This is a genomic window from Allobosea sp. 2KB_26 (assembly GCF_052115715.1).
Classification (GTDB): Bacteria; Pseudomonadota; Alphaproteobacteria; order Rhizobiales; family Beijerinckiaceae; genus Allobosea.
In genome coordinates this window covers 1,574,698-1,594,080 of record NZ_JBFRHE010000001.1, presented here as the reverse complement: position 1 = coordinate 1,594,080, position 19,383 = coordinate 1,574,698, and the positions used below count along the sequence as shown (strand labels likewise).

Sequence of the window (19,383 nt, the reverse complement as noted above, 5' to 3'; positions counted from 1 at the left end):
ATCCATCTTTCGTCTGATCGCCTTCATCGTGAAAGCGACGCGGGCCGCCGCAGAGCAAGCGGCCCGGATATCACATTCGTGCCGCTCGCGTCAGCGGCCGATCCGGTCAGCGCCCGATCTTGGCGAGCTCGGCCTCAAGCTCGGGCATGATGGTGAAGAGGTCGCCGACGAGGCCATAATCGGCGATCTGGAAGATCGGCGCTTCCTCGTCCTTATTGATGGCGACGATGACCTTCGAATCCTTCATGCCGGCGAGATGCTGGATCGCGCCCGAGATGCCGACGGCGATATAGAGGTCCGGCGCCACGACCTTGCCGGTCTGGCCGACCTGCCAGTCGTTCGGGGCATAGCCGGCATCCACCGCGGCGCGCGAGGCGCCCATGGCGGCTCCGAGCTTGTCGGCGACGGGTTCGATCACCTTGCCGAAATTCTCGGCCGAGGCGAGCGCGCGGCCACCCGAGATGATGATCTTGGCCGAAGCGAGCTCCGGACGATCGGACTTGGCGACTTCCTCGCCCTTGAAGCTCGAAGTGCCGGCATTCTCGGCGGCGGCAACCGCTTCGATCGGCGCAGTCGCGCTGCCGTCGCCGGTCGCCGCGAAGGACGCGCCGCGCACGGTAAGGACCTTCTTGGCCTCGCCGCTCTGCACGGTCTGGATCGCGTTGCCGGCATAGATCGGACGCTCGAAGGTGTCGGGCGAGACGACCTTGATGATTTCCGAGATCTGCATCACGTCGAGCAGGGCAGCGACGCGCGGCATCACGTTCTTGCCGGTGGTGGTGCCGGGCGCGACGATCGCGTCATAGGGGCCGGCCAACGAGACGATGAGGGCGGAGAGCGGTTCGGCAAGCCGATGCTCGTAAGCAGCATCGTCGGCCAGCAGCACCTTCTCGACGCCGTCGAGTTTGGCGGCGGCCTCGGCAACCGCCTTGCAGCCCGTGCCGGCGACCAGGACATGCACCGGCGCGCCGAGCGCCTTGGCGGCGGTCAGGGCCTTGCGGGTGGCCTCGTTGAGGCTCTTGTTGTCGTGCTTGGCGAGAAGCAGCGTCGTCATGATTTTAGAGAACTCCTGCTTCGTTCTTCAGCTTGGAAACCAGCTCGGCGACCGAGCCGACCTTGACGCCGGCCGAACGGCTCGGCGGTTCGGCGGTCTTCAGGACCTTGAGGCGCGGGGCGATGTCGACGCCGAGCGCTTCGGCGGTGGTCTCATCAAGCGGCTTTTTCTTGGCCTTCATGATGTTGGGCAGCGAGGCGTAGCGCGGCTCGTTCAGGCGCAGATCGGTGGTGACGATCGCCGGCAGCTTCAGGCCGACGGTCTGCAGGCCGCCGTCAACCTCGCGGGTGACATCGACTGAGCCATCGCCGACCACCACCTTGGACGCGAAGGTGCCCTGCGGCCAGCCGAGCAGGGCGGCCAGCATCTGGCCGGTCTGGTTGCAGTCGTCGTCGATCGCCTGCTTGCCGAGAATGACGAGCTGAGGGCTCTCCTGCTCGACGATCTTCTTCAGGAGCTTGGCGACGGCGAGCGGCTCGACCGTGCCCTCGGCCTTCACCAGAATGCCGCGATCGGCGCCCATGGCTAGACCCGTGCGAATGGTTTCCGCGGCCTGCGCCGGGCCGATCGAGACGACGATAACCTCGGTCGCCTTGCCGGCCTCCTTCAGGCGCAACGCTTCCTCGACGGCGATCTCGTCGAACGGATTCATCGACATCTTGACGTTGGCGAGCTCGACGCCCGAGCCGTCCGCCTTCACGCGGATCTTCACATTGTAGTCGACAACCCGCTTTACGGGCACAAGGATCTTCATCGTCGCTTCACCGTTCGGGAGAGATACGATCGAGGCCGCGCCGCGCGACGCGGCAGGATGACGGCATCGTGGCTCTCGGCTGGAATGCCGGGGGACCGTAGCGATGGCTGTTTAGGCTTGTCAACGCCGCGAAAGTCGCGGGCGTCACCCTCTTGCGGCGCGCCCGAACAGCCCAACGCCGCGATGGATGAAGATCGGGGTCAGCGCCGCGCCGGTGGCAAGCCCGCCCAGATGCGCCCACCAGCCGACATTGCCCTGCGGGTCGACGAAGGCTGACATGAACTGGAACAGGATCCAGGCACCGAGCGCATACATCGCCGGGATGTGCAGGGGAATCCATTTGAAGGCGAGTCCCCAGATCCGCACCTGCGGATAGAGCATCAGATAGGAGGCGATGACGCCCGAGATCGCTCCGGATGCGCCGATCAGCGGCTGCTCCGACTCAGGATTCATGACGGCATGCGCCAGCGATCCGGCCAGGCCGCAAAGAAAGAAGAAGGCCAAAAAGCGGAAATGGCCCATCGCGTCCTCGACATTATCGCCGAAGACCCAGAGGAACAGCATGTTGCCGACGAGATGGGCGAAGCTCGCATGCAGCAGCACATTGCTGAACAGGGTGAGCCAGGCCGGAGCCTGCAAGATCTCGATGGGCAGTTGCGCGGTGCCGAAGAACACGGAGGGGATCAGGCCGAAGCCGGCCATGACGGCGATCTCGCCCGGTGGTTCATGCAGGATCCAGATCGCGAGATGGATACCGATGCAGGCAGAGATCAGGGCGTAGGTCACATAGGGCGCGCGCATGAAGCGCAGCGGAACGCCATCATGCAGCGGTACGAACATGTCCGGCTCTAGCGGTTTTGCCCGGGAACCCAGAGCACATCGCCCCCGGCCCTGGCATTGAGGAAACGGGAGGCAACGAAGAGGAAGTCCGAAAGCCGGTTGATGTATTTCAGCGCCGGCGCGGAGACACGCTCGCCCCCGGTCTGAGCCAGTTCTACCATCAGGCGTTCGGCCCTCCGGCTGACCGTGCGGGCGAGGTGAAGATGGGCGGCTGCCGGTGTTCCACCGGGCAGGACGAAGGAGCGTAGCGGTGCAAGTGCTGCGTTCAGCTGATCGATTTCCGCTTCGAGGCGGTCGACCTGAGCCTGGACGATGCGCAGCGGTTCATACGCGAGCGGCTCTCCGGTGTCGGGCGTCGAGAGATCGGCTCCCAGATCGAAGAGGTCGTTGGCGATCCGGCCGAGCATGGCATCGACCTCGCCCTCCTCGGTTGCGGCATGCAGCCGTGCCAGACCGATGCAGGCATTGGTCTCGTCGACGGTGCCATAGGCTGCGACGCGCAGGTCATATTTCGGCCGGCGCGGGCCGGTCGCGAGCCCGGTCGTGCCATTATCCCCGGTGCGCGTATAGATGCGATTCAGCTTGACCATGACGCGTTATAGCGCGTCGCGTCGGCAACGGAAGGCTTGGAGGGCCGCAGCCTGCGCCTTGCCGATATACTCTTCTGTGTTTGCATCGGCTTTCCCGAAAGCCGCAAACCACTTTTCGGGCCGATGCTCTGGCGAAAGATCAGAAGGTGTAGCCGAGCTTGGCGCCGAAATTGGCGGGGCCGCGGGGCTTGTCCTTGTCGGAGCAGCCGGTCGTGCCGAATTGCTCGAGTGTCGCAATCAGGCTCCAGCGATCGCTGAGGCGAACGCCGAGTGCCGCAGCGCCGCGCGTGCCGGTGTCGCAGCCGACGACGAGCCGGTTCTCCGGGACGACAGCGCCGGTCTTGCCGTCATTGACGGCGGCGCCGAAGCTGGCTTCGACGAAGACATTCTTCGAGAGATCGACGGTCCAGGTCGCGCCGGCATAAGCATAGCGCGTGCCGTTGAAATTGATGCTGGAGCCAAGATGGAAGCGCGGCACGAAGGCCGAGGCGATGCGGTCGTTCAGCGGGATGACGCGCGGGGTCACTACCTCGCCGTTGAAGTTCAGCAATCCGCTTTCGCGTCCGCCCGGATTCGCGGGAGCAATGCCGAGGCGCGCTTCCCAGGACGGAATGGGCGTTTCGGTTGCGGGGGCGTAGCTGGAAACTCCGGAAGGCAAAGCCTGCGACTGCGACAGGGCAGGCGAGGCAGCCAGGAAGCCGGCAAGGATCAGCAACGCGACGCGCGGCATGGGCTACAGGTTCTTTTTATCGTTTGAACGGACGTTAGTGAAACGCATAGACTCGTGTCCAGAATGCGGCAAGCGCGGCTAAGCCGCCTGGCGAGCTATTCAGAATATCTGATTTATCAACAGCTTACGCACCGTCAGTCAGAGCTGGCGCACCCGCTGAAAAGTGAGGAGGGCCTAGCCCCCGCGCCACCAGAGCACGCCGATGATCACGAGGATCGCGACGAATTGCAGCACCACGCGCAGTCGCATGAGGTTCTGCGACGTGTTCGCGCTACCGCCGCGCAGCATGTTGGCGAGGCCCAGCAACAGCACCAGGGCGACGGCGCCGACTGCGATGGGGACGAGCGATCCGGAAATGGTCATGCGCGAGATTTAGAGGGCCGCCGCGCGCTTGGCCAGTGAAAGCGCCACTGAGACCGGCGACAACATGCCGCCTCGGCCGGCGGCGGCGTCAGCGATAACGCCGCTGTACGATGAGATGGGCTGCGACAGTCAACAGGAGTGTCGCCGTCATCAGAATGAAGGAAATCGCGCCGCCGAAGGGCCAGTTGTTCTGTTGCGCGAACTGACCATAGACGAGTGGCCCCATCGTCTGGAATTTCGGGCCCCCGAGCAGGACGGGGGTCGCATAGGCATTCATCGCCAGGATGAAGGTCAGGATCGTGCCGGCGAGAATCCCGGGGAGTGCCAAGGGCCAGAGGACGCGGCGGAACATCGTGACCGGACCGGCGCCCAGGCTGAACGCCGCCTCCTCGACATTGCGGTTGATACCCTCGATCACGCTCTGCAGCGTCAGCACCATGAAGGGCAGGTTGACCGCAACGATGCCGATGATCACGGCCGTTTCGGTGAACATGATCTCGATCGGCTGATTGATCAGGCCGAGCCCCATCAAGGAAGCGTTGAGCGCGCCCCTGTTGCCGAAAGCGGTCATCCAGCCGGCGGCACGAACGGCGTTGCCGACGAAAAGGGGCAGCACCACGGCCATGATCAGCAGGTTCTTGAAGCGGCTTTCCGTGCGAGCCAGAACATAGGCCAGGGGGAAGCCCATGATCAGGCAGGCGATGGTGCAGATCACCGCGACGCGCACGGTGCGCATGAGCACGTTGAGATAATAGGTGTCGGTGAAGAACTTGACGTAGTTCTCGATGGTCAGTCCGTCGACCATGAACTGGCCGGGAATGAACTGGTTCAGCGAATAGCGGAACAGGATCGCGACCGGGCCGACCAGCCCGATCGCGACGAAGATGGTCGCGGGCACGACGAGCGCCCCGGCCAGTCCGGTGCGGCCGCCCGCAACAGCTTCTGGGGCAGTCGTGCTCATGGCCGCATCACGCCTTGAAGACCTTGTCCCACCACTCCTTCATCGCCGAATCGTTCTTGGCGAGGAAGCCGTAGTCGAGATCTTTGAGACGCTTTTCCTCCTCGGGCGTGAAGCCGATACGCTTCTGCAGAGCGGGCGCAACGTTGAGGCCGGTGACGGTGCCGTTATAGCCCATGTCGACCGCGAAGGCCTCCTGAGGCGCCTTCTCGAGCATGGCGTTCATGTAGGCGTAGGCATTCTCCTTGTTCGGAGCATTCTTCGGGATCACGAACCCGGAGACATAGGCCGGGATGCCTTCAACCGGGGAGACCGCCTCGCAGGGGATGCCGGCATCCTGCCATTGGACGACGCGCGCCTTCCAGATCGCGCTGATGCCGATCTCCTCGTTTTTCATCGCCTGGGCGAAGGCCTCGTTGGTCGGGTAGACGCGCGCGCCTGCCTTCTTGACCGCGAGCAGCACCTCTTTGGCCTTGTCGAGGTCGTTCATGCTGGCGCCGTTCGTTGCGGCCATCGAGGCGGCGACCATGATCGACTGATACTGGATGTCGATGAAGCCGATCTTGTTGCCCCATTTGGGGTCGAGCCAATCCTTGAATCCGGCCGGCGCCGGGCTGATCAGCTTGGGATTGTAGATGACGACGTTGCCGGAATAGATGTGCCCGATGCCATAGGGATACTTCATCGTCGGCAGCAGGTTCTTGGCGTTCGGGATCTTGGAGAAGTCGAGTTGCTCCACGACGCCTGCCTCGTTCATCTCGTACATATTGGCAGCCGAAAGCCCGTGGATGTCGACCGTGCCGCGCGGCAGGCGACGCTCGGCGACCATCTTGGCGCGGCGCGGGGCGTCGCCGGCCTGATCCTGCAGGACCTCGATGCCCTTGGGCTTGAGGATCGGATCCTCGATATTCTTGGTGAGGAGGCGGGCATAGTCGCCGCCCCAGGTGCCGACCACGACCTTGCCGCCTGACTGGGCCAAGGCCGTGCCTCCCAGCGCCGCGGCGCTCGCTCCCACAGCAAGACCTTGCAGGACATGGCGTCTGTTGATCGCGTTCATGTGAGTTCTCCCCTGTTGGACGCCTGTCGAACTAGAGACCGTGATCGAGCCATGTTCGGACGGAGAGCCGCAATGCGCCTTTCCTGATCATGGCCTTACGGCTCGCGCGGATAGACGAGCCCGGCGTCTTCGGCCCAGCCTATCGTGATGGTATCGCCCGGCTTCGGCTCGATGCCGCCCTGGCGGTTCGGGAGCTGCAGCAGCATCCGGTCGTGCTCGGAGAGCCGGACGTCGATATCGAGCAGCGCGCCGAGATAGGAGACATGCTCGACACGGGCCTCGAAGCGATTGACGCAGGTTCCGGCTTCGGCTGCCACCGAGATGCGCTCTGGCCGAAGCGCGAGCGTCGCCGCTCCCGTGCCGGCCGCCGCGCCGACGTTGATGTCCAGGCCGCCACGGCTGCGGAAGCGGCCAGGCGTGGTGGTTTCCCCGTCGAGGAAGGCACTACGGCCAATGAAGCCCGCCACGAAGCGGTCCGCTGGCCTCTCGTAGAGTTCGCGTTGATTGCCGATCTGCCGGACCTTGCCCTTCTCCATCACCACCAGCCGGTCAGCCATGGTGAGCGCTTCCTCCTGGTCGTGAGTGACCATGATCGTGGTGAGGCCGAGCTTGCGCTGCAGGTCGCGGATCTCGACCCGGACCTCCTGCCGGAGTTTCGCGTCGAGATTGGAGAGGGGCTCGTCGAGCAGCAGCACGTCGGGTTGCATGGCAAGCGCGCGGGCGAGTGCCACGCGCTGCTGCTGGCCACCCGAGAGCTGGCGCGGGTAACGCTCGTCGAAGCCTGAGAGCTGCACGAGACGGAGCGCCTCGGCCACGCGCGGCGCGCGCTCGGCGTGAGGCACCTTGCGCATCTCGAGGCTGAAAGCGACGTTCTCGGCGACGGTCAGATGTGGGAACAATGCATAGCTCTGGAAGACCAGGCCGCAATTGCGCTTCCAGGGCGGCAGCACGGTGACATCGCGCTCACCGATGGTGATCTTGCCGGCGCTCGGCGGTACGAAACCGGCGACCATGCGCAGGGTTGTGGTCTTGCCGCAGCCGGACGGACCGAGCAGGACGAGGAACTCGCCATCGGAGATGTCGATGGTGACGTCGTCGACGGCGTTGAAGTCGCCATAGACCTTCTGGAGATGGGTGAGCGAGAGCCGCGCCATGGGTCAGACCACCCGGCTCAGCTTGACGTAACGGTCGGTGATGATCATCGCGGTGCCGATCAAAACGATCTGGATGACGGAGGCGGCAGCAACCGTCGGATCGATCTTCCATTCGAGATATTGCAGGATCGCGATCGGAAGGGTGGTGCGGCCCGGTCCGACGAGGAACAGGCTCATTTCGAGATTGCCGAAAGAGGTGACGAAGCCAAACAGGCCGGCTGCCACGATACCCGGCCGGATGCTTGGCAAGGTAACGCGCCAGAAGGTCTTCCAGGGACCGGCGCCCAGATTCTGAGCAGCTTCCTCGATGGTGCGGTCGAAGCCGGCAAGGCTTGCCGTGACCAGCCTCACGACCCAGGGCACGACCACGAGCGTATGGGCCGCGATGAGGCCGCCAGCCGAGCCTAGAACCGGCCAGCCGGTCGCGATCTCGGTTTCGATCTGGAAGACATAGAGCGCAGTGCCGAGCACGATGCCGGGCATCACCAGCGGCAGCAGCAACAGGGTATTCACCAGCGGGCCGAGAGGGATGCGGTGGCGAACCAGTGCCAGGCTCGCCGGCACCCCGAGCGCCAGTCCGATCAAGGTCGCTAGCACGCCGACCTGCAGGCTGAGAATGAAGCCGTCGACAAAGGCCTTCTGGCCGGGAACGGCCGCAAACCATTTCAGGGAGTAGCCTTCGGGCGGGAAGGACGGAATTTCCTGTCGGAAGAAGGCGAGCCAGATCACGAAGACCAGCGGCAGCAGGATGAAACCCAATGACAGGCCGGCTGCGCCGTTCAGCGCGATTCGGCCGAAGCTTGGGCGCTGCGCGGTGCTCAAGCGGCGAATCCAGCCCGGCCATCGGCCAGCCGCGACGGGCATGCTGTGTGGTGGTCGCTCTGCGATCGCTGCCGGCTCGTCACTGCCATGCCCTCCGCCCTTCGATCCGCTTCGACTGCAGGCTGCGGTTCAACTTACAAACAATCAAGCCGGTTTTTGTCGACCCATTGTCCCCGCCTGATTCTCACTGCAGGCGGTTCTTGTGGAAGACCCCGCCCTTCATGATCGCCGACAGGGCCGCGCCCTGGTTCTGGAACAGGCCGAGATCCTTCAACGGGTCACCATCGACCAGGATGATGTCGGCAAAGGCACCTGCACGCAGCGTGCCAAGCTTGCCTTCCATCCGCAGCAGATGGGCGCCGACGGTCGTCGCGGATCGAATGATCTCGATCGGGGAGAGAACCTCGCTGCGCAGCAGGAATTCGCGGGATTGATCGACCTGGAGTTGACCGAGCAGATCACTGCCATAGGCGACGGGGACCCCGGCGCGCTTGCAGATTTCGAGCGAACGCAGGCCGCCGTCGATGACCAGATCGTTCTTGGCCAGCATATCCCCGGTCATGCCGAACTCGGCCGCACGCTCCTTCATCGCATAATAGGCGACGAGATTGGCAGTGAGCACCATATTGTTCTCGGCCATCAGCCTGGCGGAGGCCTCGTCGATCAGATTGCCGTGCTCGATGGCACGCACGCCACATTGCGCGGCACGGGTGATGGCCTCGGGCGTGTAGGCATGGGCGCAGACATAGCGGCCAAAAGCCTTGGCCTCTTCGACGGCCGCCTTCACCTCGTCGACGCTGAACTGCATCGAATCCAGCGGGTCATAGGGTGAGGCGACGCCGCCCGACATCATGATCTTGATGTGGTCCGCACCCAGCCGCATCTGCTCGCGTACGGATTTCTTCACCGCGGAAACGCCGTCGGAGACGTTCATCGTATAGGCCATGGCGTTGCAGCAATGGCAGCGGGCGCCGAAATCCGTGCGCCGTCGCGGGTCGCTGTGGCCGCCCGTCGGGCCGATTGCCTGGCCGGCGATGAACAGGCGCGGAGCCGAGATATCGCCCTTTTCGACGGCTTCCTTGATGCCCCAATCGGCGCCGCCGGTGTCGCGCACCGAGGTGAAGCCGCGATCGATCATCCCCTTCATCAACCTGACGGAGCGCGCCGTCATCAGCGTCAGCGGCATGCTTTCCATGGCGCGGATATAGACTTCCGAGAGGAAGACATGGACATGGCTGTCGATCAGGCCGGGCATCAGGGTATGCCCACCGCAATCGATCACATCGGCCTTGGCCGTCTTGATGTGCTTGTCGGAGACCTCGCGGATCGTGTCGCCTTCGACCAGCAATTCGTAGCCGCGGCGCAATTCGCCATGGTCGGGTTCGAGCATGGCGAAATTCTTGAAGAGCAGCTGCGCCATTGAGAAGCATCTCCGATGAAGAGGTGCCGGTGCGGCACCGTCTTTCTTCGTGGCTGATATATTGCGAAGTTTCCGCAGCCTTGTCAGCCCATTTTCTCAACCGATTGCGGGGGCTCTTCGCGGCCGTGGAGCACGGCGCGCGCGAGGCTTAGCTGACCGCCGCGCTGTTCTGAGCCAGCGCCCGGCCGCGGATCGGCATCGAGAGATCGTCGGCAAGTGCGCGGTTGATGGCGGGCAGGCCGTCGAGCAGGCTCGGCACGAAGGCCTGAGACGGCGGCATGCGCTTGGGCAGGGCATGGAGGGCAGCGGCCATGATCGCCGGATCGCGCGTGCTCTGACCATCCTGAAGCGGGTCGTGCAGCATGGTGGCAAGCTTGAGGCTGTCGGCGCGTTCGGCGCGGATGCTCTGCTCCCGCCGTGGCCGGACACGCGGCACGATCAGCGCCGGCTTGTCGAAGGAGAGGATCTCGCAAAACGTGTTGTAGCCGCCCATGGCGACGACACAGTGAGCGCGGTTCATCAGAAGTTCGAGGCGCGGCTCGAAACCGAGGCTTTCGAGCTTCGGGATGCGAGCGATCCGTTCGGCGAAATCCTTGCGCTTCTCGCGCGACATGAACGGGCCGAACACGATCAGCGCCGGCAGCTCGATCGTCGGGTCGGATTCATAGGCCGAAATCACCCAGTCGGTCAGACCCATGCCGTCCCCGCCGCCGCCGGGGGTGACCAGGATGAAAGGACCCTTGGTGATCTTCGGGTGCCGGGTCGGCGGCATCGGGCTGGGGACCGCGCGCTTGAGATAGCCGGTATAGCGGATCTTGTCGGCGAAGAGATGCTGGTCCGGCAGTCCCTGGAGCGGCTGATAGACGCTTTCCAGCCCATAGACGAAGATGTCGTCATAGACCGAACCCAGCGCATCGAGCGCGCCGCTGTGCCGCCATTCCTCAAGGACCTTGCTGGGTTCGTCGAGCACGTCGCGCAGCCCGAGCACGATGCGGGCACCGCGCCGGCGCAGGATCTCGAGTGACGACAGCAGCTCGCCGCGCAAGCCTACAGGCTCCTTGTCGACGATCACGACGTCCGGATCGAAGGACAGCACGGTCTGTCTGATCAGGTCGGCGCGCAGGCGCAGCGTGTCGCCGAGATCGAGATTGAGATGATGTGGGGCATAACCCCCGTCATCCTGTTTCTCGACGCCGGGAACGCGGACATAGTCGACGCCGTCGCCGAACTGAAAGCTCGAAATCATCGACGAGCCCGAGACGATGATTACTGATATATGAGAATAGCTGGCGACCAGGGAATTGGCGATCGCGCGGCACCGGCGGATATGGCCGAGACCGAAGGTGTCGTGGCTGTAGATCAGCACCCTCGGGGCCTGAGGGCTACGCGGGGCGCGGTCGCCGCCGCCGCCGATGTCGATGACGTTATACGGCATAGACGGCTCGCCCTCCGCGAAACGGCCAAACGACCTCGAGCGAGGGCGAACGCACCTAGAACTGTTCGGATTCGGATATAGCGCCACACGCGCGTCCATCCAAGTCCGGCTTCGCCAGGTGGCGGACGCTCACCCGGCGTCGCAGCTTCACTCTAGGCAGTGTTCAAGCCCGAAAACAACTGTCGAAGGCCGACCAACTCCACGGCGGGGTGATGGACCATTGAGCCGAGCAAGGCGTCGAGAACGGCCCAGGCCCCTGCGTCATGGTCGCGGTGATGCAGCAACAGGCCAAGTGGGCTTTCCCCTATTTCCGCCTCACGTCTTCGTGTGAGTTCCGTGACGATCTCCTCGGCAATGGCGGGGGCCGGTCGACCGATTCGGCCGCCATGCCAGTCAATGATGTCGATCTGGGTGTTGAGGACGCAAAACCCGCGGGGCGCCGCGAAGCTGAAATGGCGGAAGCACGAGAGACCGCTGAAGCCGAGCTCCGGCAATTCTGACGCGATATCCCTCTCGATCCGGTTCCACGGGGGGACGAAGACAGGCAGCAGGGCTGGGCCGAAGAGATCAAGAAGCCGACGTCGCGCTGCCGCGATCTCCGCGATGACGATTTCGCGTGGCCTGTGGCTTCCGAACTCGGACTTCTTCTCGCCCTGGGGCGCGTGATTGCGGTGCCAGGCGCCATGCTGACAGGGCTGCAGCAGCGGAGCGCTCCGCAAGCGCTCGCAGAGAGCGGGTTGCGCCAGGAAGGGGATGACCGCGAGCAGCACGGGCGCATCGAAATGCTCGGCAAGGGCTGCCAGCCTGTCGAGCTGCGGACTGGGCGCGATCGCGTCGTCATCGCGAAGCCAGAGCCGCAGGCGCCGGCCCTCGGTGCCCCAGCGGTCGAGTTCGGCGAGAAGGGGAGCCCAGATCGGGTTGCTCATGACCCCGTCGATTCTGCGCGCGCGACCTGATGTGCGGCGCGGGCCGCCTGTGCCAATGCGAGACCGTGCGAGATGATCTCGCTCGTCCGGTCGAGCGTCCGTTCCCGAAGCACGAAGTTTCGCGCGGCGCGCCCCATATCTTCGCGCCGGTCCTTGTTCTCGACGAGCTGCGCCAACGCCGTTGCCAAAGCCGCGAGGTCGCCATCCTGTACCAGGAGCGCGGTTTCTCCATTCCGGACGGTGGCTGCGACGCCGCCGCTGTCGAAGGCGACGACCGGGAGACCCGCGGCCTGGGCTTCGAGATAGACCAGGCCATAGGCTTCGCCGATGCCGGGCCACACGAAGATGTCATGTTCCGTCAGCGCTGCGCCGACAGCAGGGCGATCCAGCGCCCCGCGCCATTCGATGCGCTCGCGCGGCAGGGTCGCGAAGGCCGCTTCGACCATATCGCGCACGGGTCCGTCGCCAATGATGGTGAGGGTCCAGGGACGATCGATCAGGCGGGAGAGGCTGGCGGCAAGTGCTTGATAGCTTTCGAGCTTAACGCCTGGACGCATCATCGCAACGGTGATCAGCCGCGCGGCTGCGGCATCGGATCGGCGCTGGGGGGTGGAGGGCTCCAGGGCGATGAACGGGGGCAGCCCGAGGAAATGCGTGCGGTCCGTGGAGCGGGACTCGACGCCGCCACGATCACGCTCGGTGAAGCAGAAGTGCAGGTCGGCGGCGCGGAAGCCGCGCCGGGCGAGTGCGACATGCCGGGCCCATTCCCCCTCGGAGCGCCGGCCGGAATCGCTGGCCTCAGCGACGACATAGGGAATGTCGAGCCGTTTCGTGATCTCCGGCCCGAGCATGTCGGGGGCCTTGTAATAGCTGTGATAGGTGAACCAGAGCTCCGGCCGGCTGCCGTCGGTCTCCCAGGCGGTCAGCAAGGCCTCGCGCCGCCCGGCCGCCTCGGCGAGGCGCTGATCCAGGAGCGCGGGCTCCGAGCTGCGCATATAGGAGCGCGCGTTCGCGATCGGGACAACGGCATGGCCGAGCCGCGTCATCGCCTCGACGAGCTGGTGCGCCATGCGCCGGTCACCGGAAATCCTGCCGTCCTCATACGCATTGAGCGGCGTGTGAAATGCGATCCGCACAGGATGTCAGGTCCGCGAGCAGGAGGTGGCGGCGCGCTCAGCGGTAGGGATCGGCCGCATCGCGCAAGCCGTCGCCAAGGAAGTTGAAGGCCAGGATGATCAGGATCACCGGAACGACCGGATAGAGCAACCAGGGATAGAGCGCCACCACATTGACGTTCTGCGCCTCGTTCAGCATCACCCCCCAGCTGGTGATCGGCGGCCTGAGCCCAAGTCCGAGGAAGCTGAGCGCCGTCTCGCCCAGGATCGTTTTCGGCACTGTGATGGTGGCCGAGGCGATGAGATGGCTCATGAAGCCCGGCACGAGATGCAGGCCGATGATACGCGCAGGCTTGGCGCCCATCAGTTGGGCGGCCACGACATAGTCTTCCTCGCGTAGCGAGAGCAGCTTCGAGCGGACCGCACGGGCAAGACCGGTCCAGTCCATCAGGCCGAGAATCATCGTGATGCCGAAATAGACCAGCACCGGGCTCCAGGATGGCGGCATGATCGAGGCCAGCGCGAGCCAGAGCGGGATATGCGGCAGGGACTGCACGATTTCGATCACGCGCTGGATGAAGAGATCGATCTTGCCGCCGTAATAGCCGGCGATTCCGCCGATGATGACGCCGAGGATGAAACTGACGCCGACCCCAAGCAAGCCGATGCTGAGCGAGATTCGGCCGCCATAGATGATGCGCGAGAGCATGTCGCGCCCGAGCCGATCGGTGCCGAGGAGAAACAGCGTGCCGTCCTTGGGGGGACAGACGAGGTGGAGGTTGCCAGGTACCAGGCGCCAGAAGTCATAGTCGTCGCCCCGGCAGAAGAAGCGGATCGGCTGCGGTCGGCTGCGGTCGATATCGTATTCGCGCTTCAGGTTCTCCATGTTGAGACGCTGCGTATAGGGATAGACGAAGGGGCCGAGGAAGCGACCTTCGTGGAAGAGATGCACCTCCTGCCGCGGGGCGCGGATGAAGTCGGTATTGCGGGTGGTGTAATGATAGGGCGCCAGGAATTCGGCGAATATCACCGTCAGATACATGAGGATGATGAAGACGCCCGAGATCACCGCCAGCCGATGCTTGCGGAATTTCCACCACATCAACTGCCATTGTGACGCGAGGTAGACGCGCTCCTGCTCAGGCGTCATGCGTTCGACGGCATAGGGTTCGAACGGCGCGGTCGAGGCGGTATGCAGCAGCGGCGCGCCGTCTGGCGGGAGAGCGGGCTTCACTTGGTGGCCGCTCCCTGGAGGCGGATGCGCGGATCGAGGATCGCGAGCGCGATGTCTGAGATCAGCACCCCGATCACGGTGAGAAATGAGAGGAACATCAGGAAGGAGCCAGCGAGGTACATGTCCTGCGCCTGCAGGGCGCGGATCAGCAGCGGACCGGTCGTCTGAAGCGAGAGCACGATCGCGACGATCTCCGCGCCGGAGACGATCGAGGGCAGAATGTCGCCGATATCGGAGATGAAGAAATTCAGCGACATGCGCAGCGGATATTTGCGCAACGCCTTGCCGGGCGGCAGCCCCTTGGCGCGGGCGGTGACGTAGTACTGCTTCTGGAGTTCGTCGAGCAAGTTGGCGCGTACGGCGCGGATCATGCCGGCGGTGCCGCCGGCGCCGATGATGATGACGGGGATCCAGAGATGCTCCAGCACCGAGCGGAGCTTTGCCCAACTCATCGGCTGGTTGAGATATTGTGGATCGACGAGCCCTCCGATCGAGGTGCCGAACCAGACATTGGCGAAATACATGAAGACCAGCGCCAGCAGGAAATGCGGCACGGCAAGCCCGATCAACCCGAGGAATGTAAGGCCGTAATCACCCCAGCTGTACTGATGGGTGGCGGAATAGATGCCGATCGGGAAGGCGACGACCCAGGTGAAGATGATGGTGAAGAAGGAAACGATCATCGTCAGCAGCAATCGGTCCCCGACGATCTCGCTCACCGGGCGCTGATATTCGAAGGAATAACCCATGTCGCCGCGCATAAGCCCGGTGACCCAGTGGAAATAGCGCTCGATCGGCGGCTTGTCGAAACCGTATTCCGTCTTCAGGAACTCGATGCGGCTGAGATCGGCCTTCTCGCCCTGGGCCTGCATCTCGGCAGCAAGCGTCTCGAAATAGTCGCCCTCGGGCAGGTTGATGACGGTGAAGATCAACGCGCTGGTCACCAGCAGCGTCGGCACCATCAGCAGGATGCGCTTGAGGATATATTTCAGCAGCATCGGTCAGCTCTTCACCTGAGCATCGTCGAACCAGAAAGTATCGGGCATATAGCGACCAAAAAAGGCACCTGGCTCGAAGCTGTACAGGCCCTTTTCGGGCACGTTGCGCAGATTGCGCGAGACGACGACCGGCTGGAGCGTGCCGTTGACCACGCCGATCGTGAAGAGCTGCTCGGCATTGATCCTCAGCATCGCGCGCCAGATCGTTCTGCGCTCATCATGGGTCACGCTGCTGCGCCAGGCCTGGTAGAGCCTGACCAGCTCCTGCGCCGCGGGCAGGTCAGGCTCTTCGCCTTCGCGGCCCCCGCTTTCCAGGAACTGGCCCCAACGTGGCCAGTTGAACTGCATCGACGACGTCGGGGCGAGCGCATCGGGCTCCATTTCGGCCGCGACCAGCGCGTTGTCCATGCCCGCCCAGGCCGACATCACGGTCTGGCCGGCCAGGATGCGGCGGCGAAAGACGTCGCGCTGGGTCGAGCGAGGGTAGATCTTGATCCCGACCTCCTGCAGATCCTGTTTGATCAGGTCGAGGATGTCCGTCTCTTCGGTGCTCTCGCCGGCGGTTTCCACGGTAAATTCAAGGCGCTGGCCATTGGGAAGGAGCCGTATGCCGTCCGGGGCACGTTTGGTCAGGCCGATCTCGTCGAGCAGGCGGTTGGCAAGCGCCCGGTCAGCTTGCATCCACAAATTGGCGTTGGTTGCGTCATAAAGTGGGCTCTCGGGCAGTGCCGTATTGCCGCTTTCCTTGGCAAGGCCAAAGAAGATCACCTGGTTGATGTCCTTGCGATTGATCGCGACGGAGAGGGCGCGGCGGTAACGGACATCGCGATTGAGATCGCGCCAGATCGGATCGATGGCATTCAGGTTCGGCATCAGCGCAAACCAGGAGCCTTCGGCCCGCTTCCAGAGCCTGACGTCGAAATTCATCCGCTTCGAGGCGTCTTTCAGGAAGGTGTAGTTGTCGAAACGGAGATAGCGCGCCTGGAGGTCGCTCTCGCCGGCTGCGGTCTTGGCGGGGATCAGCGAATTCGTGCCAATCGTGATCGTCACTTCGTCGACATAGGGCAACTGCCGCCCGGCCTGGTCGACGCGGTGGAAATAGGGGTTGCGCTGGAAAGCGAACTGCTCGGCGGGCAGCGATGTCAGATTGCGCCAGGGGTCGAGCGTCGGCAGATCGGGATTCTCGGGCCTGTACATGCGTGAGAACCGCTCGTGCAGCGAGCCCCAGTCCTTGACGCGCGCCGCCTTGACGCGGGCATAGAGCGTGATCTTGTCGGCATAGCGCTCGTGGAACTGCTTCAGATAGCCCGAAGGCATGAAGATATAGGTCGGTTGAGCGTCGGCGAGCGACGGCAGGAAGATCGGGTTCGGCTTGTTCCAGCTGTAGCGGACCTCGGTCTCGCTCAGCACTTCGAAGATGGGCTTCTCGCCGCCCGCGAGCATCGCCTGGGGTGGTCCGCCCGGAGAGAGCCGCCGGTTATTGGCGAAGTCTTCCCACCAGTAGCGGAAATCCTCGGTGGTGAAGGGGCTGCCGTCAGACCAGCGATGCCCCCGCCGCAGCCTGAGGGTGAAGATGCGTCCATCCTTGACCTCGACAGCCTCCAGGACATCCGGGGCGAGCTCGAGATTATCGTCATAGACGAGGAGCCGGGTATAGCCGTAGAGCGTCATCATCCTGATGTCGCGCTGGTCGCCCATCAGCATGCGCATCGTGCCGCCATGCCGCCCGGGAAACCGGTCGGGGCCGGACACATCGATCACGCGAGGGTCTTCCGGCAGGCGAAGCGCGATCACCGGCATGGTGCCAGCCGCCACCTTCTCCGCCCAGTATGGGCTGTCGATGAAATCCATCGGGTTGGGTTCGCGGGCGAGCGCTCCGCGCGGCAGACCCTGAGCGGCAAGGGCGCCGGCACCGAGCAGGAGAGCGGTACGGCGTGTGGGATGCTGCCGGCGGGATGTCATCAGACCAACTCCCTGTGGTTCGCTTCCGGACGGGCCAGGACATAGTGGCCTTCGCCCAGGGATAGCGGCTCGAGGCTGACGCCGGGTTCCGGTCTGAAGGCCGGCGCCCAATGGCTGTAATCGGAGGCACCCCCGGGCGCGACAAGTTTGAAATCGAGCTTGCGGTCGAGATCGGCGAAGGGGACCGAGCGCAGCAGGGCTTTCGTATAGGGGTGCGCGGGTGAGGCAAAGAGCGCGTGACGCGGCGCGAGTTCGACGATGTGGCCATTGGCCATGACCGCGATGCGGTCTGCCATATAATTCACCACGGCGAGATTGTGCGAAATGAACAGGAAGGTGAGGCCGCGCTCGGCCTGCAGGTCCTTGAGCAGGTTGAGGATCTGCGCCTGCACCGAGACATCGAGGGCAGATACCGGCTCGTCGCAAACGATCAGGTCCGGATCGAGCGCGAGCGCGCGCGCGATGCCGATGCGCTGGCGCTGGCCGCCGGAGAAGGAATGCGGGTAGCGGCTGAGGAAGCGCGGATCGAGCCCGACGCTCTCCATCAGGCTGCGCACGCGGGCCGTCTGCTCGGCGCCGTCACCGCGCTCGTGAATCACCAGCGGCTCGCGCAGGATGTTCATGACGGTCATGCGCGGCGACAGAGACGAGACCGGGTCCTGGAAGATCATCTGGACTCGCTGACGAAACCGCCGCAGCTCCTCGCCCTGCAGGGAGAGGACGTCTGTCGGGCCGAACCCGTCATTGAAGGTGACCGCCCCGGCATCGGGCGTGATCGCGCGCATGATGATCTTGCTGACGGTCGTCTTGCCGCAGCCGCTCTCGCCGACGAGGCCAAGACATTCGCCGCGTGCGATGTCGAACCCGACATCGTCGACCGCAAGCACCGTCGCCTGGGTGCCCTTGCTGAAGAACCCGCGCGAGCCAGTGGTGTAGGTCTTGCGCAACTGGCGCACGCTCAGCAAGGGCGGCGCATTGGCAGGCCGGGAGATGGGCGGGGCGGCATGCGGCGTTGCCGCAGGCTGGGCACGTGCCTCGCGCAATGCGACCAGCCGCTCGCCCTCCTGCATGTCGAAATGCGGCGAGGCTTTCAGCAGCGCTTTGAGATACGGGTGTCGCGGACGTCGGAAGATATCCTCGACAGGACCGCTTTCCATGATCTCGCCGTGATAGATCACCACGACTTCGTCGGCCATGTTGGCAACGACGCCGAGATCATGGGTGATGAGCAGGATCGCCATGCCCATCTCGGCCTGGAGATCTCGCATCAGGTCGAGCACCTGGGCCTGGATGGTGACGTCGAGAGCAGTGGTCGGCTCGTCCGCGATCAGCAGGGCAGGCTGGCAGATCAGGGCCATAGCGAGCATGGCGCGCTGACGCAGGCCGCCGGAAAGCTCGAACGGGTAATAGCCGTAGGCGCGCACCGGGTCCTTGAAGCCGACGCGCCGAAGCATCGTCTCGATCTGCCGGCGTGCCGAAGCATCATCGGTCGGGCGATGCAATTGCAGGGCTTCCTCGATCTGGTTGCCGATGGTGTGCACCGGTGAGAGCGAGGACATCGGCTCCTGGAAGATCATGCCGATACGGCCGCCGCGCAGCGCGCGAATCTCCTCGCCTTCGGCGGTCAGGCCCGCAATGTCGATCACGGTGCCCCGGTCGAGCGGATCGCGAAACAGGATCTCGCCGCCGGTGACGGCGCCCGCGCGGGGCAGGAGCCCCATGATCGCCTGCGAGATCACCGATTTGCCGGATCCGGACTCGCCGACAAGGGCAACAGTCTTCCCCGCGGGGACACGCAGACTGACCCCCTTCACGACATCCCGGGCGAACCCGTGCACCGTGAAGCCGATCCGCAAATCGCTGATCCGCAAGATATCCATGAGCTGCTAACGCCTGAACCCCGTATTCACTCCCGGGTCACCGGGTCCCCTGGCACTAGACGTGGAAAGTTGCGTCTTGCCAATCTCTGTC

General features: G+C 64.2%; 18 protein-coding genes. All 18 read right to left on the bottom strand.

What is annotated here, in order from left to right:
* Positions 1–106: 106 nt before the first annotated feature.
* Positions 107–1,054 (bottom strand): electron transfer flavoprotein subunit alpha/FixB family protein, encoded by a 948-nt coding sequence (locus AB4099_RS07715; RefSeq protein WP_441477585.1) that lies wholly within the window; start codon positions 1,052–1,054, stop codon positions 107–109.
* 4 nt (positions 1,055–1,058) lie between these two features.
* Positions 1,059–1,808 (bottom strand): electron transfer flavoprotein subunit beta/FixA family protein, encoded by a 750-nt coding sequence (locus AB4099_RS07710; RefSeq protein WP_441477584.1) that lies wholly within the window; start codon positions 1,806–1,808, stop codon positions 1,059–1,061.
* Positions 1,809–1,952: 144 nt separating this feature from the next.
* Positions 1,953–2,648, bottom strand: a complete 696-nt coding sequence (locus AB4099_RS07705) for a rhomboid family intramembrane serine protease (protein WP_441477583.1) — start codon at positions 2,646–2,648, stop codon at positions 1,953–1,955.
* An 8-nt stretch (positions 2,649–2,656) separates the two neighbouring features.
* On the bottom strand, positions 2,657–3,238 hold the full coding sequence (locus AB4099_RS07700; protein ID WP_441477582.1) for a cob(I)yrinic acid a,c-diamide adenosyltransferase: 582 nt from the start codon (positions 3,236–3,238) through the stop codon (positions 2,657–2,659).
* A 139-nt stretch (positions 3,239–3,377) separates the two neighbouring features.
* Positions 3,378–3,968: an acyloxyacyl hydrolase gene (locus AB4099_RS07695; protein WP_441477581.1), complete on the bottom strand. Its 591-nt coding sequence runs from the start codon at positions 3,966–3,968 to the stop codon at positions 3,378–3,380.
* 174 nt (positions 3,969–4,142) lie between these two features.
* On the bottom strand, positions 4,143–4,331 hold the full coding sequence (locus tag AB4099_RS07690) for a twin transmembrane helix small protein (protein ID WP_043233987.1): 189 nt from the start codon (positions 4,329–4,331) through the stop codon (positions 4,143–4,145).
* 88 nt (positions 4,332–4,419) lie between these two features.
* Positions 4,420–5,292 carry an ABC transporter permease gene (locus AB4099_RS07685; protein ID WP_441477580.1) on the bottom strand — a complete coding sequence of 291 codons (873 nt, stop codon included), beginning with the start codon at positions 5,290–5,292 and terminating at the stop codon, positions 4,420–4,422.
* Between the two features lie 7 nt (positions 5,293–5,299).
* A complete protein-coding gene (locus tag AB4099_RS07680) occupies positions 5,300–6,346 on the bottom strand; it encodes an ABC transporter substrate-binding protein (RefSeq protein ID WP_441477579.1) in 1,047 nt (348 codons plus the stop codon).
* Positions 6,347–6,441: 95 nt separating this feature from the next.
* Complete coding sequence (locus AB4099_RS07675) at positions 6,442–7,500, bottom strand: ABC transporter ATP-binding protein (protein ID WP_441477578.1); 1,059 nt, start codon at positions 7,498–7,500, stop codon at positions 6,442–6,444.
* A 3-nt stretch (positions 7,501–7,503) separates the two neighbouring features.
* Positions 7,504–8,322, bottom strand: a complete 819-nt coding sequence (locus AB4099_RS07670; RefSeq protein WP_441477577.1) for an ABC transporter permease — start codon at positions 8,320–8,322, stop codon at positions 7,504–7,506.
* A 184-nt stretch (positions 8,323–8,506) separates the two neighbouring features.
* The gene (locus tag AB4099_RS07665; RefSeq protein WP_113516032.1) at positions 8,507–9,742 is read right to left on the bottom strand and encodes a metal-dependent hydrolase family protein; all 1,236 of its coding nucleotides are present in this window, start codon (positions 9,740–9,742) and stop codon (positions 8,507–8,509) included.
* Positions 9,743–9,890: 148 nt separating this feature from the next.
* Entirely contained in the window at positions 9,891–11,276 is a 1,386-nt protein-coding gene (locus AB4099_RS07660) for a glycosyltransferase family protein (RefSeq protein ID WP_441477576.1), read from the bottom strand.
* Between the two features lie 53 nt (positions 11,277–11,329).
* Complete coding sequence (locus AB4099_RS07655) at positions 11,330–12,103, bottom strand: polysaccharide deacetylase family protein (protein WP_113516034.1); 774 nt, start codon at positions 12,101–12,103, stop codon at positions 11,330–11,332.
* Positions 12,100–13,173: a glycosyltransferase family 4 protein gene (locus tag AB4099_RS07650; protein ID WP_441477575.1), complete on the bottom strand. Its 1,074-nt coding sequence runs from the start codon at positions 13,171–13,173 to the stop codon at positions 12,100–12,102. Before AB4099_RS07650 ends, AB4099_RS07655 begins: the two co-directional genes overlap by 4 nt.
* 103 nt (positions 13,174–13,276) lie before the next feature.
* The gene (locus tag AB4099_RS07645) at positions 13,277–14,452 is read right to left on the bottom strand and encodes an ABC transporter permease (protein WP_441477574.1); all 1,176 of its coding nucleotides are present in this window, start codon (positions 14,450–14,452) and stop codon (positions 13,277–13,279) included.
* Positions 14,449–15,447, bottom strand: a complete 999-nt coding sequence (locus AB4099_RS07640; protein WP_441477692.1) for an ABC transporter permease — start codon at positions 15,445–15,447, stop codon at positions 14,449–14,451. The genes AB4099_RS07645 and AB4099_RS07640 overlap by 4 nt, the downstream gene beginning before the upstream one ends.
* 6 nt (positions 15,448–15,453) lie before the next feature.
* Positions 15,454–17,412: an ABC transporter substrate-binding protein gene (locus AB4099_RS07635; protein WP_441477573.1), complete on the bottom strand. Its 1,959-nt coding sequence runs from the start codon at positions 17,410–17,412 to the stop codon at positions 15,454–15,456.
* The gene (locus AB4099_RS07630; protein WP_441477572.1) at positions 17,412–19,292 is read right to left on the bottom strand and encodes an ABC transporter ATP-binding protein; all 1,881 of its coding nucleotides are present in this window, start codon (positions 19,290–19,292) and stop codon (positions 17,412–17,414) included. The genes AB4099_RS07635 and AB4099_RS07630 overlap by 1 nt, the downstream gene beginning before the upstream one ends.
* Positions 19,293–19,383 lie beyond the last annotated feature (91 nt).

What these genes read in the sequence shown, in the direction of transcription:
- AB4099_RS07650 (WP_441477575.1), bottom strand. Translation starts at nt 13,173, where the DNA reads ATGGCGCACCAGCTCGTCGAGGCGATGACGCGGCTCGGCCATGCCGTT.
- AB4099_RS07665 (WP_113516032.1), bottom strand. Translation starts at nt 9,742, where the DNA reads ATGGCGCAGCTGCTCTTCAAGAATTTCGCCATGCTCGAACCCGACCAT.
- AB4099_RS07680 (WP_441477579.1), bottom strand. Translation starts at nt 6,346, where the DNA reads ATGAACGCGATCAACAGACGCCATGTCCTGCAAGGTCTTGCTGTGGGA.
- AB4099_RS07630 (WP_441477572.1), bottom strand. Translation starts at nt 19,292, where the DNA reads ATGGATATCTTGCGGATCAGCGATTTGCGGATCGGCTTCACGGTGCAC.
- AB4099_RS07695 (WP_441477581.1), bottom strand. Translation starts at nt 3,968, where the DNA reads ATGCCGCGCGTCGCGTTGCTGATCCTTGCCGGCTTCCTGGCTGCCTCG.
- AB4099_RS07635 (WP_441477573.1), bottom strand. Translation starts at nt 17,412, where the DNA reads ATGACATCCCGCCGGCAGCATCCCACACGCCGTACCGCTCTCCTGCTC.
- AB4099_RS07660 (WP_441477576.1), bottom strand. Translation starts at nt 11,276, where the DNA reads ATGGACGCGCGTGTGGCGCTATATCCGAATCCGAACAGTTCTAGGTGC.
- AB4099_RS07685 (WP_441477580.1), bottom strand. Translation starts at nt 5,292, where the DNA reads ATGAGCACGACTGCCCCAGAAGCTGTTGCGGGCGGCCGCACCGGACTG.
- AB4099_RS07710 (WP_441477584.1), bottom strand. Translation starts at nt 1,808, where the DNA reads ATGAAGATCCTTGTGCCCGTAAAGCGGGTTGTCGACTACAATGTGAAG.
- AB4099_RS07700 (WP_441477582.1), bottom strand. Translation starts at nt 3,238, where the DNA reads ATGGTCAAGCTGAATCGCATCTATACGCGCACCGGGGATAATGGCACG.
- AB4099_RS07705 (WP_441477583.1), bottom strand. Translation starts at nt 2,648, where the DNA reads ATGTTCGTACCGCTGCATGATGGCGTTCCGCTGCGCTTCATGCGCGCG.
- AB4099_RS07675 (WP_441477578.1), bottom strand. Translation starts at nt 7,500, where the DNA reads ATGGCGCGGCTCTCGCTCACCCATCTCCAGAAGGTCTATGGCGACTTC.
- AB4099_RS07715 (WP_441477585.1), bottom strand. Translation starts at nt 1,054, where the DNA reads ATGACGACGCTGCTTCTCGCCAAGCACGACAACAAGAGCCTCAACGAG.
- AB4099_RS07655 (WP_113516034.1), bottom strand. Translation starts at nt 12,103, where the DNA reads ATGAGCAACCCGATCTGGGCTCCCCTTCTCGCCGAACTCGACCGCTGG.
- AB4099_RS07690 (WP_043233987.1), bottom strand. Translation starts at nt 4,331, where the DNA reads ATGACCATTTCCGGATCGCTCGTCCCCATCGCAGTCGGCGCCGTCGCC.